The organism is Streptomyces sp. NPDC056160 (genome assembly GCF_042268205.1).
In the GTDB taxonomy this organism is placed as follows: Bacteria; Actinomycetota; Actinomycetes; order Streptomycetales; family Streptomycetaceae; genus Streptomyces.
This window is the reverse complement of sequence record NZ_JBHJUW010000115.1, coordinates 13,898-28,613: the sequence shown is the minus strand read 5'-3', so window position 1 is coordinate 28,613 and position 14,716 is coordinate 13,898. Positions and strand designations below refer to the sequence as shown.

At 74.9% G+C, this 14,716-nt stretch carries 13 protein-coding genes; 10 read left to right on the top strand and 3 right to left on the bottom strand.

What is annotated here, in order from left to right; translation table 11 throughout:
* Window positions 1-68: 68 nt before the first annotated feature.
* Window positions 69-1,364: a DUF1015 domain-containing protein gene (locus tag ACFC02_RS31745; RefSeq protein WP_376364871.1), complete on the bottom strand. Its 1,296-nt coding sequence runs from the start codon at window positions 1,362-1,364 to the stop codon at window positions 69-71.
* A gap of 73 nt (window positions 1,365-1,437) precedes the next feature.
* Between ACFC02_RS31745 and ACFC02_RS31740 the strand changes: the two genes are divergently transcribed.
* From ACFC02_RS31740 to ACFC02_RS31725, 4 genes are all read left to right on the top strand, one after another.
* Window positions 1,438-2,466, top strand: a complete 1,029-nt coding sequence (locus tag ACFC02_RS31740; protein ID WP_376364868.1) for an HAD-IIA family hydrolase — start codon at window positions 1,438-1,440, stop codon at window positions 2,464-2,466.
* Window positions 2,467-2,538: 72 nt separating this feature from the next.
* Window positions 2,539-3,582: a FecCD family ABC transporter permease gene (locus ACFC02_RS31735; RefSeq protein WP_376364866.1), complete on the top strand. Its 1,044-nt coding sequence runs from the start codon at window positions 2,539-2,541 to the stop codon at window positions 3,580-3,582.
* A 104-nt stretch (window positions 3,583-3,686) separates the two neighbouring features.
* Entirely contained in the window at window positions 3,687-4,688 is a 1,002-nt protein-coding gene (locus ACFC02_RS31730; protein ID WP_376364879.1) for a FecCD family ABC transporter permease, read from the top strand.
* Window positions 4,685-5,530: an ABC transporter ATP-binding protein gene (locus ACFC02_RS31725; RefSeq protein WP_376364864.1), complete on the top strand. Its 846-nt coding sequence runs from the start codon at window positions 4,685-4,687 to the stop codon at window positions 5,528-5,530. The genes ACFC02_RS31730 and ACFC02_RS31725 overlap by 4 nt, the downstream gene beginning before the upstream one ends.
* Window positions 5,531-5,642: 112 nt before the next feature.
* Here the strand turns inward: ACFC02_RS31725 and ACFC02_RS31720 are convergent, their stop codons facing one another.
* Complete coding sequence (locus ACFC02_RS31720) at window positions 5,643-5,990, bottom strand: SCP2 sterol-binding domain-containing protein (RefSeq protein ID WP_376364861.1); 348 nt, start codon at window positions 5,988-5,990, stop codon at window positions 5,643-5,645.
* A 42-nt stretch (window positions 5,991-6,032) separates the two neighbouring features.
* On the opposite strand from ACFC02_RS31720, the gene ACFC02_RS31715 reads away from it, so the two are divergent.
* The 6 genes from ACFC02_RS31715 (at window position 6,033) to ACFC02_RS31690 (ending at window position 12,850) form a co-directional block, all read left to right on the top strand.
* Entirely contained in the window at window positions 6,033-6,398 is a 366-nt protein-coding gene (locus ACFC02_RS31715; RefSeq protein WP_376364859.1) for a hypothetical protein, read from the top strand.
* Window positions 6,399-6,405: 7 nt separating this feature from the next.
* On the top strand, window positions 6,406-7,221 hold the full coding sequence (locus tag ACFC02_RS31710) for a hemolysin (RefSeq protein ID WP_376364857.1): 816 nt from the start codon (window positions 6,406-6,408) through the stop codon (window positions 7,219-7,221).
* Complete coding sequence (locus tag ACFC02_RS31705; RefSeq protein ID WP_376364855.1) at window positions 7,218-8,123, top strand: NAD kinase; 906 nt, start codon at window positions 7,218-7,220, stop codon at window positions 8,121-8,123. Before ACFC02_RS31710 ends, ACFC02_RS31705 begins: the two co-directional genes overlap by 4 nt.
* Window positions 8,124-8,235: 112 nt before the next feature.
* Entirely contained in the window at window positions 8,236-9,963 is a 1,728-nt protein-coding gene (recN, locus tag ACFC02_RS31700) for a DNA repair protein RecN (RefSeq protein ID WP_376364877.1), read from the top strand.
* 179 nt (window positions 9,964-10,142) lie between these two features.
* Window positions 10,143-10,901, top strand: a complete 759-nt coding sequence (locus ACFC02_RS31695; protein WP_376364853.1) for a hypothetical protein — start codon at window positions 10,143-10,145, stop codon at window positions 10,899-10,901.
* 812 nt (window positions 10,902-11,713) lie between these two features.
* Window positions 11,714-12,850 carry a glycosyltransferase family 4 protein gene (locus ACFC02_RS31690; protein ID WP_376364851.1) on the top strand — a complete coding sequence of 379 codons (1,137 nt, stop codon included), beginning with the start codon at window positions 11,714-11,716 and terminating at the stop codon, window positions 12,848-12,850.
* Between the two features lie 172 nt (window positions 12,851-13,022).
* Here the strand turns inward: ACFC02_RS31690 and ACFC02_RS31685 are convergent, their stop codons facing one another.
* A complete protein-coding gene (locus tag ACFC02_RS31685) occupies window positions 13,023-14,693 on the bottom strand; it encodes a PucR family transcriptional regulator (protein ID WP_376364848.1) in 1,671 nt (556 codons plus the stop codon).
* Window positions 14,694-14,716: the final 23 nt, after the last annotated feature.

The following is a 14,716-nucleotide window of genomic DNA, read 5'->3' as shown; positions in this document are numbered from 1 at the left end:
ACCGGAATCCGGTCGGGGCCCACCCCCTTGTCCTTATCTCCCTGCGTCCGCCCGCGTCTCCCCGTGTGTCACAGGTCCAGCGCCCGCAGCACCAGGCCGGACGCCGGCTTCGGACCGAACGACGTCGACTTGCGAGGCATGGTGACGCCCTGGCGGGCCAGTTCGCGCACCAGGTCCTCGCGGACCGGGTGCAGCAGGACGGCCGTTCCGCCGTCGCGCTCGGCCTTCGCGACGGTGGCGGCGGTGTCGTGGATGTAGGCGATCCGGGTGGGATCGTCCTCGGGGATGTGCCAGACGTGCTTCAGGAGGGAGGCGTGCAGGACCGTCGCATCCAGCGTGCGCCAGGCGGCCGGGCGGTCGGCGGGGACCGTACGGGCCAGGAGGCCGGGGTCCGGGCGGTCCACGAGGTGGAAGGAACCGTCGCCGGCCAGCAGGAAGGCGTTGCCGGCGCAGGCCGCGTCCGCCAGGACCTCCAGGGCTTCGGGCAGAGCGGAGCCGTCCAGCCGCCGTACGCGGAACAGGCCGGCCAGCGCCGACAGGGCGTCCGCGACGGGGAGGCCGTGCAGCAGGCGGTGGATGGCCCGGACCCGCAGGGGGTAGCGGGCGGTGTCGACCAGGAGGACGAGACCGTAGTCCCAGGCGCTGGGGGAGGGGTGCTCCGTGCGCAGGCGCCGGTAGGTCGCCCAGCGGTGGTGCCCGTCGGCGATCAGAGCCTGGTGCCCGGAGAGGTCCTCCCGGACCCCGGCCAGGTCGGCGGGGTCGGTGACGGCCCACAGGCGATGGCTGAAACCGTCCTCGGTGGTCGTGGACAGCAACGGCGGCTGTTCGGCGACGCGTTCGACGACCACGGTCGTCGCGGCCGTCGAGCCGTTGCCGCGGTAGGTGAGCAGCAGGGGTTCGAGGTTGGCGCTGGTCGCGCGCATCAGGGCGGCGCGGTCGGCGACGACGTGGGGCATCACGTCCTCGTGCGGCAGCACCACGCCCTCGGCGGGGTCGGACACCCGCAGCGCGCCGATCAGCCCCCGTTGCAGCATGCCGTCGGCGTGCCGCTGCTCGTAGACGTACAGGCCCGGCTGCGGGTCGGCGGTCAGGACGCCCTCGGAGAGCCAGCGGCGCAGGGTGTCGGCCGCCTGCTCGTTGCGGGCGGTGGGCGTGCCGGCCTGCGGCAGGATCAGGCGGACGATGTTGTGGGGGTCGGCGGACTGGAGGTGGTGCAGGCCGTCGGGGCGTACGACGACGTCGTACGGAGGGGATGTCACGGCGGCCAGACTGCCGACCCGGTCGGGGTCGTAGCGGAGGCCTCGGAACGGGGTGAGGTCGAGGCCGCGGCGCGGTGTTGCCGGCGAGTGACCTGCTGTGTTCATCCCGGCATCGTACGTGTGTCAGTGGCATGGGGGATGATCGGGGGAAAACCGGCACCACGAGGAGCGATGCGGAATGAGTCAGGGCGTCAGGACGAGGCCGGAGGGCAGTGGGCGGGCCCTGAGCGAGGCGTACGACACGGCCCTGCTCGACCTGGACGGGGTGGTGTACGCGGGGGGTGACGCGATCGCGCATGCCGTCGACTCCCTCGCCGCCGCACGCTCGGGCGGCATGCGGTTGGCGTACGTCACGAACAACGCCCTGCGCACCCCGGACGCGGTGGCCGCGCACCTCACCGACCTGGGGATAGCGGCCGAGGCCGCGGACGTCGTCACCTCGGCGCAGGCGCTGGCCCGGCTGATCGCGGATCAGGTTCCGCGGGGCGCGCGAGTGCTGGTGATCGGCGGTGAGGGGCTGCGGGTGGCGCTGCGCGAGCGCGGCCTGGAGCCGGTGGAGTCGGCCGAGGACGACCCGGCGGCCGTCGCCCAGGGGTTCGGCGGCCCCGACCTGCCGTGGGGCCGCTTCGCGGAGGCGTGCTACGCCATCGCGCGCGGGGTGCCCTGGTACGCCTCCAACACGGACCTGACGATTCCGAGCGCGCGCGGGATCGCGCCGGGCAACGGCGCGGCGGTGGAGGTCGTCCGGATCGCCACGGGTGCAAACCCGCAGGTGGCGGGCAAGCCGCTGCCGCCCATGCACCGCGAGACGATCCTGCGTACCGGCGCGCGGCGGCCCCTGGTGGTGGGGGACCGGCTGGACACGGACATCGAGGGCGCGTTCAACGGCGGGGTGGACTCGCTGCTCGTGCTGACCGGGGTGACCGACGGGCCGCGGTTGCTCGCCGCTCGGCCGGAGCACCGGCCGGCGTACGTGGACGCCGATCTGCGGGGCCTGCTCACCGGGCAGCCGGAAATCACCCGGGAGGGTGACGGTTTCCGGTGCGGCGGGTGGACGGCGACGGCGGGCGGCGACGCGTTGGCGCTGAGCGGCGACGGGCAGCCGCTGGACGGACTGCGCGCGCTGTGCGCGGCGGCGTGGACGGCGGGCGGCGAGAGCGCGTGCACGCTGGACGGCGGGAAGGTGCTGGCCCGGCTGGGGTTGTGACGCACGCGCGGGCGGGCGGGCGGAACGTGACGCACTGTCGAAGTCGAAGCGAGGGTAGGCTAACCTAACTGCGTGTTGGTCGACAGTCCTCCCGAAGAGCGCGCGGCGGCAGCCGCGGCGCCCCCGACCCGTCGCGGAGTGCGAGCCGCCGGGCTGCTCCTGTCCGCCGCGATCCTCTTGCTCGTCGCCCTGGCGAGCATCGCGATCGGGGCGAAGGAGCTGTCCCTGGCGCAGGTATGGCACGGTCTGTTCCAGGACTCGGGGACCTACGGCGACGTCGTGGTCGGCGAGCGGCTCTCCCGTACCCTGCTCGGTCTGCTCGCGGGGGCCGCGCTCGGGCTGGCCGGGGCGGTGCTGCAGGCGCTGACCCGAAACCCGCTGGCCGATCCCGGGATCCTCGGCATCAACGCGGGCGCGTCGGCCGCCGTCGTCACCGCGATCACCTACTTCGGCGTGACGAGCCTGCGCGGCTACGTGTGGTTCGCCTTCCTCGGCGCAGCCGCCGTGGGAGCGCTGGTGTGGTTCCTCGGCGGCAGCCGGGGCGCGACGCCCGTACGGCTCGCACTGGCCGGCACCGCGATCGGCGCCGCGCTCTACGGCTATGTCCAGGCCGTGATGATCACGGACGACGCGGCGCTGGGCCGGATGCGCTTCTGGACCGTGGGTTCCCTGGCCTCCGCCACGAACGAGACCATCGTCCAGGTGCTGCCGTTCTGCGTCGTCGGCACCGTCCTCGCGCTGCTCCTCGCCCGGCCGCTCAACGCGATGTCGATGGGCGACGACACCGCCCGTGCCCTGGGCGCCCACCTCAACCGCACCCGGGCCCTCGCCATGCTCGCCGCGACCGTGCTGTGCGGGGCGGCGACCGCCGCCTGCGGGCCGATCGTCTTCGTCGGGCTCATGGTCCCGCACGCGGTGCGCTCCTTCACCGGGCCCGACCTGCGCTGGATCCTGCCCTACTCCACGGTCCTGTCGCCCGTGCTGCTGCTCGGCTCCGACGTGATCGGCCGGATCGTCGCCCGGCCCGGCGAGGTCCAGGTCGGCGTCGTCACCGCGCTCATCGGCGGTCCGGCGTTCATCCTGCTCGTTCGGCGGCGGAGGACGACCCAGCTGTGAAGACCACCCCCACCACCGGCTCCGGACGCGCCCCCGGCCGCCCACGGACCCCCGGCACCACCGGTACTCCCGGTGGCACTCGCGCGGTCCGTACCCCGGGCGGGCTGTCCTTCCGCCTGGAGGCCCGGACGCTCACCGTCGTCGTCCTGCTGGTGCTCGCCGCGCTCGCCGCGAGCGTCGTGCTGATCGGCACCGGCGACTTCCCGATCCCCGCCTCCGACGTGCTGAAGACGCTGGTCGGCCAGGGCAATCCCGGCCAGGAGTTCATCGTCCGCGAACTGCGGCTGCCGCGCGTGCTGGTCGGCCTGCTGGTCGGCGCCTGCCTGGGGCTGGGCGGCGCGCTGTTCCAGTCCGTCGCCCGCAACCCGCTCGGCAGCCCGGACGTGCTCGGACTGTCGCAGGGGTCGACCGCCGGTGCGCTCGTCGTCATCGTGCTGCTGTCCGGCAACGCGGCTGCGGTCACCGTCGGCGCGCTCGTGGGCGGCCTGGCGACCGGGCTCGCCATCTACCTCCTCGCCTGGAAGCAGGGTGTCCACGGCTACCGGCTCGTCCTGGTCGGCATCGGCGTCAACGCCGTCGCCACCGCCGTCAACGGCTACCTCATCACCAAGGCCGACTTCGCGGACGCGGCCCGCGCGGTGAACTGGCTGACCGGCTCCCTCAACGGCCGCGACTGGGCGCAGGTGTGGCCGCTGCTCGCCCTGTGCGCCGTCCTGCTCCCGCTCGTCCTCGCCAACGCCCGCGGGCTGCACATGCTGGAGATGGGCGACGACGTGTCCTATGCCCTGGGGGTGCGTGTCGAGCGCGTACGGCTGCTGCTGATGGGCTCCGCCGTCCTGCTCACCGCCGCCGCGACCGCCGCCGCCGGTCCCGTCGCCTTCGTGGCGCTGACCGCGCCGCAGCTCGCCCGCCGCCTGACCCGCTCGCCCGGCCCGAACCTGGTCCCGTCCCTGTGCATGGGCGCCGCCCTGCTGGTCACCGCCGACTGGGCCTCGCAGCGGGCGTTCGGCGCCGACCAGCTGCCCGTGGGCGTGGTCACCGGCGTGCTCGGCGGGGCCTACCTGCTGTGGCTGCTGGTCGCCGAGCGCAGGAAGGGCCGCATATGAGCACCCGAAGCACGACCGTGACCGACCCGAGGAGCACCGTGAGCCGCCTGTCCGCCGACAACGTCACCCTGGCCTACGACCAGCGGGTCATCGCCGAGGAGTTGTCGGTGGAGATCCCCGACAACTCCTTCACGGTGATCGTCGGACCGAACGCGTGCGGCAAGTCCACGCTGCTGCGCGCCCTGTCGAGGATGCTCAAGCCCAGTGACGGCCGGGTGCTGCTGGACGGTCAGGTCATCCAGTCGATGCCGGCCAAGCAGGTCGCCAGGACGCTGGGCCTGCTGCCCCAGTCCTCGATCGCGCCCGACGGCATCACCGTCGGCGACCTGGTGGGCCGCGGTCGCTACCCGCACCAGGGCATCCTGCGGCAGTGGTCCGCCGAGGACGAGCGGGTCGTCCAGGAGTCCATGGAGCGGACCGGGGTCACCGCGCTCGCCGAGCGGTACGTCGACGAGCTGTCCGGCGGTCAGCGCCAGCGCGTGTGGATCGCCATGGCCCTCGCCCAGCAGACGCCGCTGCTGCTGCTGGACGAGCCGACGACGTACCTGGACATCCAGCACCAGATCGACGTCCTCGACCTGTGCGCGGACCTCCACGAGGAGCAGGGGCGCACCCTGGTCGCCGTGCTGCACGACCTCAACCACGCCGCCCGCTACGCCACTCACCTCATCGCCCTGCGCGGCGGGGAGGTCATCGCGCAGGGCGCGCCGAAGGACATCGTCACCGCGGAACTGGTCGAGGAGGTCTTCGGGCTGCGCTGCCAGGTCATCGACGACCCCGAGACGGGCACTCCGCTGGTGGTGCCGGCGGCACGCAGGGCACGCACGCGCGTGACGCCCTAGCGGCCGGGGAGCGGTTCCGCGGCAGCTCCCGGGAAGGGGGCGCCGCGGCTTTCGGGGGAGCGGTGCACACTGGCTTCCCCAGAAGTGGTCGCAGCGGCTTCCGGGGAGGCGGTCACAGCAGCTTTCTGAGCCGGAACAGGTCCAGCAGGCTCGCCTCCAGCTTCACGCGGCCCGAAGCCCAGGCCGTGGCGAAGTTCAGCCCGCCGGAGACCAGCGCGACCAGGTCGTCGCCGGCCATCGCGAGCCGGATCTGGGCCTTCTCGGGCGGCGGCCCCGGCACGGTGTCCCGCACGTCGATCCTGCCGCCGGTGAGGCGTCCGGCGAAGGTGACGTCGAGATCCGTGATGTGGCAGCTCACCGAGCGGTCCAGGGCGGCCGCCTCACGGACCTTCCCGTCCGCGTCCGTCATGCTGTCCGAGAGCTTCTCGAGTGCGGCACGGCACTCCTCGATCGTGGCCATCGTGACCGACGGTACCCCAGGGCTTCGCGGTAGCGTCGGGGCATGAACGACTCTGTGGCCGGGACGCGGGACCGTACGGAAGCAGCGGCGCAGGAGCCGTCCGCGGAGCACGCCGTGGACCTTCCCGCCCCCGCCCCCGGCGACGCCCCCGCCCCCGGCGGGCCCGCCCCCCTCGGCGTGCCCCGTACCCCCACCGGTGACGCGGACGTGGACGCCGTCCTGGAGCGGCTCGGTGACGCCGACCACCTCGACACCGACGGACACCTCGGGGTGTACGAGGATGTACACGGGGGGCTGCGCGACGCGCTCACTGCGCTCGACGCCCGCCCGGAGCCTTCCCGGCGCCCGGGACCGCCGGGGCCCTCGGCGCCGCCGGCGCCTTCACCGTCGTACCGACACAGGAGCTGAACCGAACGTGGCAGGAGTCGCACGCCGCCGTCTCGACGCGGAACTGGTCCGCCGCAAGCTCGCGCGCTCGCGCGAGCACGCCGGCCAGTTGATCGCCGCCGGACGGGTCACCGTCGGCAAGACCGTCGCGACCAAGTCCGCCACGCAGGTGGAGACCGCCGCCGCCATCGTGGTCACGGCCGACGACAGTGATCCCGACTACGTCTCCCGGGGCGGCCACAAGCTCGCCGGGGCGCTGGCGGCGTTCGTTCCCCAGGGGCTCGTCGTCGAAGGGCGGCGGGCGCTGGACGCCGGGGCGTCCACCGGGGGCTTCACCGACGTGCTGCTGCGGGCGGGCGCCGCGCACGTCGTCGCCGTCGACGTCGGCTACGGCCAACTCGCCTGGTCGCTCCGGCAGGACGAACGCGTCACCGTCAAGGACCGTACGAACGTGCGTGAGTTGACGCTGGAGGCGATCGACGGGGAACCTGTTGACCTCGTCGTGGGAGACCTGTCCTTCATCCCGCTCGGTCTGGTGCTGCCCGCGCTGGTGCGCTGCGCGCGGCCGGACGCCGACCTGGTGATGATGGTCAAGCCGCAGTTCGAGGTGGGGAAGGAGCGGCTGGGCAGCGGGGGTGTCGTACGGAGTCCGCAGCTGCGGGCGGAGGCCGTGCGGGGCGTCGCCGGGAAGGCGGGGGAGCTGGGGCTCGGGGTGCGCGGGGTCACCGCCAGTCCGCTGCCCGGCCCGTCCGGCAACGTCGAGTACTTTCTGTGGCTGCGTGCCGGGGCGCCCGCCCTGGACCCGGCCGACGTCGACCGTGCAGTGGCGGAGGGGCCGCGTTGACAAAGAGTCATGCTCGTACCGTTTTCCTGCTGGCCCACACCGGGCGGCCGGCCGCCGTCCGCAGTGCGGAGCTGGTGGTCAAGGGGCTGCTGCACTCCGGGATCGGGGTGCGTGTCCTGGCGGCGGAGGCGCGGGACCTGCCGCTGCCGGACGAGGTGCAGCTGGTCGGCGAGGCCACGCCGCAGTGCCTGGACGGGTGCGAGCTGCTGATCGTCCTCGGCGGTGACGGCACCCTGCTGCGCGGTGCCGAGTTCGCCCGCGCCTCGGGGGTGCCGATGCTCGGCGTCAACCTGGGCAGGGTGGGGTTCCTCGCCGAGGCCGAGCGGGACGACCTGGACAAGGTCGTGGACCGGGTGGTGTCCCGGGCCTACGAGGTCGAGGAACGCATGACCGTCGACGTGGTCGTGCACCGCAACGGCGACATCGTGCACACCGACTGGGCACTGAACGAGGCGGCCGTGCAGAAGGTGTCCGCGGAGCGGATGCTGGAGGTCGTGCTGGAGATCGACGGGCGGCCCGTGACCGGGTTCGGCTGCGACGGCATCGTGTGCGCCACGCCCACCGGGTCCACGGCGTACGCCTTCTCCGCAGGCGGGCCGGTGGTGTGGCCGGAGGTGGAGGCCCTGCTGATGGTGCCGATCAGCGCGCACGCGCTGTTCGCGAAGCCGCTGGTGACCTCGCCGGACTCGGTGCTGGCCGTGGAGGTGCTGCCGCACGTGCCGCCGGGAGTCCTGTGGTGCGACGGGCGCCGCACGGTCGAGCTGCCGCCCGGGGCACGGGTCGAGGTGCGGCGCGGCGCCGTGCCCGTACGGCTGGCCCGGCTCCACCACGCGTCGTTCACGGACCGCCTGGTGGCCAAGTTCGCCCTGCCGGTCTCGGGGTGGCGGGGGGCGCCGCACTAGGCGTGCTCCGTCGCGCTCCCGTCGTCGCACCGACCACTCGCGTGGGTGACAAGGGCGGGGCGGTCGCACTCGCCGCCCCGGACCTCGTAAGGTCGTGTGCGTGTTGGAGGAGATGCGGATACGGTCGCTCGGAGTGATCGACGATGCGGTCGTCGAGCTGTCACCCGGCTTCACCGCGGTCACGGGTGAGACGGGTGCGGGCAAGACCATGGTGGTCACCAGCCTGGGACTGCTGCTGGGCGGGCGCGCCGACCCGGCGCTCGTAAGGATCGGCGCCGGCAAGGCGGTCGTGGAGGGACGCGTGGCCGTGCCCCCGGGCGCCGCGGCTGTCCTGCGGGCCGAGGAGGCGGGCGCCGAGCTGGACGACGGGGCGCTGCTGATCAGCCGTACCGTTTCCGCCGAGGGGCGCTCGCGGGCCCACCTGGGCGGGCGGAGCGTCCCCGTGGGCCTGCTCGCCGAACTGGCCGACGACCTGGTCGCCGTGCACGGCCAGACCGACCAGCAAGGGCTCCTGAAACTGTCCCGGCAGCGGCAGGCACTGGACCGGTACGCGGGCGACGCGGTCGCCGTACCGCTCGCCAAGTACAGCGAGGCCTACCGGCGGCTGCGCGCGGTCTCCGCGGAGCTGGAGGAGATCACCACGCGCGCGCGTGAGCGGGCCCAGGAGGCCGGCATGCTCCGCTTCGGCCTGGACGAGGTCGCCGCCGTGGAGCCGCGCGCCGGGGAGGACGCCGAGCTGGCCGAGGAGGCCGAGCGGCTCGGGCACGCCGAGGCCCTGTCGTCGGCCGCGACGGCCGCGCACGCCGCTCTCGCGGGCGACCCGGAGGACCCGGAGAGCATCGACGCCGCCACCCTCGTCGCGGGCGCTCAGCGTGCCCTGGAGGCCGTACGCGCGCACGACCCGGCGCTGGCCGCGCTCGCCGACCGGATCGGCGAGATCGGGATCCTGCTGGGTGACGTGGCCGGGGAACTGGCCGGATACGCCGACGACCTGGACGCCGACCCGCTGCGGCTGGCGGCCGTCGAGGAGCGGCGGGCGGCGCTGACGGCGCTGACGCGCAAGTACGGGGAGTACGACAAGGGTGTCGACGCCGTCCTCGACTGGGCCGAGCGCGGCGCCGCCCGGCTGACCGAGCTGGACGGCGACGACGAGCGGATCGGGGAGCTGACCGCGGAGCGCGACGCGCTGCGCACCGGACTGAGCGGTCTCGCCCAGGCGTTGACGGACGCACGCGCGGAGGCCGCGCAGCGGTTCGCCGCCGCCGTCACCGCCGAGCTGGCGTCGCTCGCCATGCCGCACGCGCGCGTGTCGTTCGACCTGCGGCAGACCGAGGACCCGGACGGCGTGGAGGTCGACGGCCGTACGGTCGCCTACGGCCCCTCCGGCGTCGACGAGGTCGAACTGCTGCTCGCACCGCACCCGGGCGCGCCGCCGCGCCCGATCGCCAAGGGCGCCTCCGGCGGTGAGCTGTCGCGCGTGATGCTGGCCGTCGAGGTCGTCTTCGCGGGCACCGACCCGGTGCCGACGTACCTCTTCGACGAGGTCGACGCGGGCGTCGGGGGCAAGGCGGCCGTGGAGATCGGGCGGCGACTGGCGAAGCTGGCCAGGACGGCGCAGGTCGTCGTCGTGACGCACCTGCCGCAGGTGGCCGCCTTCGCCGACCGGCAACTGCTGGTGGAGAAGACCGACGACGGCTCGGTGACCCGGTCGGGTGTGAAGGTCCTGGAGGGCGAGGAGCGGATCCGGGAGCTGTCCCGGATGCTGGCGGGCCAGGAGGACTCCGAGACGGCTCGCGCCCACGCCGAGGAACTGCTGGAGACGGCACGGGCCGACGAGTAGCGGCCCCGGCGGAGCGGGCATCGTCCGCGCGGCGGGCCGTACCCGCGCGGGCCGGCCGTCCTGCGGTACGGCGGACCGTTGGCCGTGAGCGCCGGCCGTGGCCACTGGCCGTGAGCGTTGGGCCTGATCGCTGGTCGCAGGCGGGTCGCCGCGGAACGGGGAGCGCCTAGAGTGATCGGATGACCATCGCACGAGCAGGCCGGAGCGCCGCCCTCCTCGCCACGGCCGCACTCACCGGGGCGACGGCGTGGGCCCTGCGCACCCGGGCGCCCGGCGGACGAGCGCGCTGGGAGCGCAAGAACCACGCCGGCCGCACGGTCGGGCTGTACGCCGCCCCCGCCACCGCCCTGGCCGCCGCCGTGGGTGCGGCGCGGGTGCGTCCGGCGGCCGGGCTCGCCGTGGCCGCCGCCGGGATCTGCGGGGCGTACGACGACATCGTGGGCGCCGGTGACGCGCGGCGCGGCTTCCACGCGCACCTGTCCGCCCTGCACGACGGCGAAGTCACCAGCGGTGCGGTCAAGTTGCTCGGTATCTCGGCGGCCGCGCTGGCCGCCGGGGCACGGCTCAAGGAGCGGCCGGTGGACAAGGTGCTGGCCGCGGTGGTCATCGCCGGGACCGCGCACGTCGTGAACCTCGTGGACGTCCGCCCCGGACGGGCGGCCGGGGCGGTGCTCGCGTTCGGGGCGCCCGGCCTGCTGCGGCGGGGGCCGGGGGCCGAGCTGTCCGCGACCGCCATGGGCGCCGCCGCTGCCGTGCTCCCCGGCGACCTCGGCGAGCGCGAGATGATCGGTGACACGGGCGCGTACGCCCTGGGCGCGGCACTGGGCGCGGCGATCGTCATGGGCAACGGCCGCGCCGGCCTGGCCGCGCACGCCGCCGCGGTGGTGGCGGCCACGGTCTGGGGCGGCCGGGTGAGCGGGTGGGCCCGCGGGCGCTGACGCGGGGCGGGGCCCTGGACCGCGGGAGGGCCTGACCGGCGTGCGGCCTGACCGGCGTGCGGAGACGGCGTGTGGGCGAGAGGCGCGGGGGCGAAGACGGGGCACGGGCGGAGAACGGGGTGCGAGCGGGGTGGCGGTCATGGTCTGTCGTGACCGGATGAGCGTGTGGGCCCGCTGGCACTGGCGTACGGCGGGATGGCGGGACGGCGGGACCGGCGCGCGGCCTGAACGGTCCGTAGCCGCACCTGGCCCGTAGCCGCACCTGGCCCGTAGCCTCGCCGACCCGTAGCCTCGCCGACCCGTAGCCTTGGCCGGCCCGTAGCCTCGCCGGTGCACGGGCGGAGACCGCGCACGAGCCGAGAGGCGCCGATGCCGGGTGGCAGGACACGGCGCACGGGCCGAGAAGGCCGAGAGGGCGCTGACGCCAGGTGGCAGGTGGCAGGTGGCAGGTGGCAGGGCACGGCGCATGGGCCAAGACGGCGTGAACGTCAGGCGGCAGAGCGCCCCGCTCTGCGCTTGTGCGCCCCTGTGGGGATTCGGGCGCCGGGGTACGCTCACCCGTCCGCGCAAGTGGTCCGCCTCGCACCTCCGTTCCTGCCCGATCCTCACTCGTGCGGATGACGCGCTCCGGCGTGCCCGCCCCGTCCGCTGTCCCGCGCCGGCGCAGGGCGGGCCGGAACGCCCCTACGTCCTGGCATCCTTGGCGCAGAAGGCGGTGCGCCCAGGAGGCGCGCACGGGCCGCGTCGCGCCCCCGATACCTTCGGTACGTTTCTTCGTGACCGCACCCGGCCGAACCAGGAGCCCCGCCCGCGTGAGCCCCGTGAGCAGCAACGCACCGCACGGTCAGTCGCCGCTGCGCACCGTGCAGGTGGTCGGCGGGGGCAACGCGAGCAGCAGTGCGCACGTGCGTTCGCTGGCCGCGGGGCTCGTCGCACGGGGCGTGCGGGTCACGGTGTGCGCCCCCGTGGAGGCCGACCGCGCCTACGACTTCACCGGCGTCGGCGCCGACCACGTGCACGTGCCGCGCAGCAGCGACCCCGGCTCGGTGGCGGCGCTGCGCGCGGCCTGTTCGGAGGCTCACCTCGTGCACGCGCACGGGCTGCACGCCTCCTTCCGTGCCGTGCTCGCGCTCCGCGGACGGCGGACACCCCTCGTGGTCACCTGGCACAACCGTGCCCAGGCCGAGGGAGCACGGGCCCGCTTCCTGCGGCTGCTGGAGCGACGGGTGGTGAAGGCGGCCGCCGTGGTGCTCGGCACCACCTCGGACCTCGTGGACCGGGCCCGCCGCGCCGGTGCCCGGGACGCCCGCCTCGCCGCCACCGCGCTGCCCGGCCGGCACCGGCCCGCCGAGGGCGACGACCCGGACCTCACCCGCCCCAAACTCCGGGCCGAACTCGGCGCCACCGGGCGCCCGTTGCTCCTCGCGGTCGGTTCCCTCGACCGGCACCGCGGCTACGAGTTCCTGCTGGACGCGGCAGGCGCCTGGCGCAGGCTCGACCCGGTGCCGCTGCTCGTCGTCGCCGGGGAGGGGCCGTTGCGCGCGACGTTGCAGCGGCGGATCGAGGACGAGGATCTGCCGGTCCGGCTCCTCGGGGTGCGCGACGACGTCCAGCACCTGCTCACGGCCGCCGACCTCGCGCTGCTGACCAGCAGTTGGGAGCCGCGTTCCGTGCTCGCCCAGGAGGCGCTGCTCGCCCGGGTGCCGCTCGTCGCGACCGCCGTCGGCGGTGTTCCCGACCTGGTGGGCGACGCGGCCGAACTCGTCCCCTACGGCGATCCGTACGCCCTCGCCACCGCGGTCACCGGGCTGCTGGCCGACCCCGACCGCCGCGAACTGCTCAGGGAGAGGGGCGCGGCCCAGGCCGCCCGGTGGCCCACCGAGGACGAGACCGTCGCCCAGGTGCTCAGCGTCTACGACGAGTTGACCGAACCGGCGAGGCCGGCCTGAGGCGGGACCGGCCTGAGGCAGACCTGCCGGAGGCAGACCGGCCTGGGGCGGGCGGGCGAGGAGCACGGGCACGGTCGTGCGTCCTCGAGCACGTGTCCCGGCCGATCCCACTGCCCCTGCCGTCCCTGCCGTCCCTGCCGCCTGCCGCCCCTGCCCGGCCGTGCTCACGTGCTCAGGACGCGTGTCGGCGTGCCCGCAGGGCCAGGCTCAGCGTCAGGACCGTCTGCGGGTCGTCCAGGTCGGTGCCCAGCAACTCCCCGATCCGGGCGAGCCGGTTGTAGAGCGTCTGCCGGTTCAGGTGCAGCTCGCGGGCCGTCTCCGCCTTGCGGCCCGCGTGCGCCAGGTACGTCTGCAGGGTGGGCAGCAGCGGCGGCTTGGAGCGGCGGTCGTGCTCCTGTAGCGGACCGATGGCACGCTCCACGAACGCCGCCAGGTCAGGATGGCCGCGCAGTCGCCACAGCAGCAGGTCGATGTCGAGGCGCCGGGCGTCGTACCAGGCCCGTTCGGGCAGCCCCTGCGCCGCCGTCGCCGTCTCGGCCGCGTGGCGCAGCCCCGCCGAGGCCGCCGCCCAGCCGCCCGCGACCCCGACGACCACCACCGGCTGGGGATAGCCCCGGTGCGAGGAACCGGTGGGCGTGGCAGGCCGCCGCATCCCCGCCCGCTCCCCACCGGCCCGCAGCGCCGCCGCGACCCGGTCCGCGACGGCCGACCGCTCGGCCTCCGTGCGCAGCCCGACCAGCAGCAGTACCCGGCCCTCGACCGGCCGTACGCCCAGCAGGGCCGGCACCCCGACCGCGGCCAGCTCCTCGGCGACCGCGCGGGCCAGCACCGCCCAGCCGCCCCCGCCACCGCCCGGTGCCAGGGAGTCACCGAGCCGCATGACCACGGGCAGCAGCGGGCTGCCGCCGGGCTTGAAGCCGAGGACCCGGGCCTGCGCGGGGGCGTCCTCGGCGGTGATGCGGCCCTCGGCGAGGTCGGTGAGGAAGTCGCCGCGTCCGCGCGCCGCCAGTTCCTCCTCCTGGCGGGCCTGCATCAGCACCACCGCGAGGATCCCGGCCGCCCGCTCGGCGGCCATGCGGTGCACGGGGGCGAGCGGGCCGCGTACGGGCAGCAGGACGAGCCGGGCGCGGACCGAGCCGGGGCCGAGGCCGCCGCCGGGCACGTCCACCAGGACCGAGCCCGCCGGCGGCGGCGTGTCCTTGTGCTGGCCCCGCAGCCCTTCCCAGACCTGGAGCGCGTCGGCGCCCTCGGGGCCGGCGCCCGCCGCGTACAGCAGCCGGCCGTCCGGGGTCTCCAGGAAGACCGGGTTGGAGACGAAGCCGGCGAGGATGCCGAGGACCTGCGGGATCCCGCCGCCGCCGAGCAGGGCCTCGGTACAGCGGTGGTGCACCTCCTCGGCCCGCTGGAGCAGTGCGTAGTGGCCGTTGACGATCTCGGTGTGGATCTCTTCGGTGACCGTGACGAAGGGCACCTCGCGATGCAGCTGGACGAGCGGGAGACCGGCGGTGCGGGCGGTCTCGACGAGCGCGGCGGGCAGCCGGGCGAAGCGGGGGCCCAGCTCCACGACGAGGGCCGCGATGCCGCGCTCGGCCAGGGTCCGGACGAACGCGCGCTGGTCCGCGGGCCGGGTGCCCAGACCGTAGCCGGTGGTCAGCAGCAGCTCGCCGCCCTTGAGCAGGGAGGCGATGTTGGGGACCTCGCCCGCGTGCACCCAGCGCACGGTGCGGCCCAGCCGGTCGGCGCCGGCCACGATCTCGGGCAGGCCGCTGCGGAGGCCGGGCAGTTCGAGGGCGCGCTGCACGGTGATACCGGTGGCGCCCTCGGTGTCGAGTCTGCGGTCCATGAAACCGGACGCTACCTGGGGAA

What these genes read in the sequence shown, in the direction of transcription:
- ACFC02_RS31740 (WP_376364868.1), top strand. Translation starts at nt 1,438, where the DNA reads ATGAGTCAGGGCGTCAGGACGAGGCCGGAGGGCAGTGGGCGGGCCCTG.
- ACFC02_RS31720 (WP_376364861.1), bottom strand. Translation starts at nt 5,990, where the DNA reads ATGGCCACGATCGAGGAGTGCCGTGCCGCACTCGAGAAGCTCTCGGAC.
- ACFC02_RS31695 (WP_376364853.1), top strand. Translation starts at nt 10,143, where the DNA reads ATGACCATCGCACGAGCAGGCCGGAGCGCCGCCCTCCTCGCCACGGCC.
- ACFC02_RS31745 (WP_376364871.1), bottom strand. Translation starts at nt 1,364, where the DNA reads ATGAACACAGCAGGTCACTCGCCGGCAACACCGCGCCGCGGCCTCGAC.
- ACFC02_RS31685 (WP_376364848.1), bottom strand. Translation starts at nt 14,693, where the DNA reads ATGGACCGCAGACTCGACACCGAGGGCGCCACCGGTATCACCGTGCAG.
- ACFC02_RS31715 (WP_376364859.1), top strand. Translation starts at nt 6,033, where the DNA reads ATGAACGACTCTGTGGCCGGGACGCGGGACCGTACGGAAGCAGCGGCG.
- ACFC02_RS31725 (WP_376364864.1), top strand. Translation starts at nt 4,685, where the DNA reads ATGAGCACCCGAAGCACGACCGTGACCGACCCGAGGAGCACCGTGAGC.
- recN (WP_376364877.1), top strand. Translation starts at nt 8,236, where the DNA reads ATGCGGATACGGTCGCTCGGAGTGATCGACGATGCGGTCGTCGAGCTG.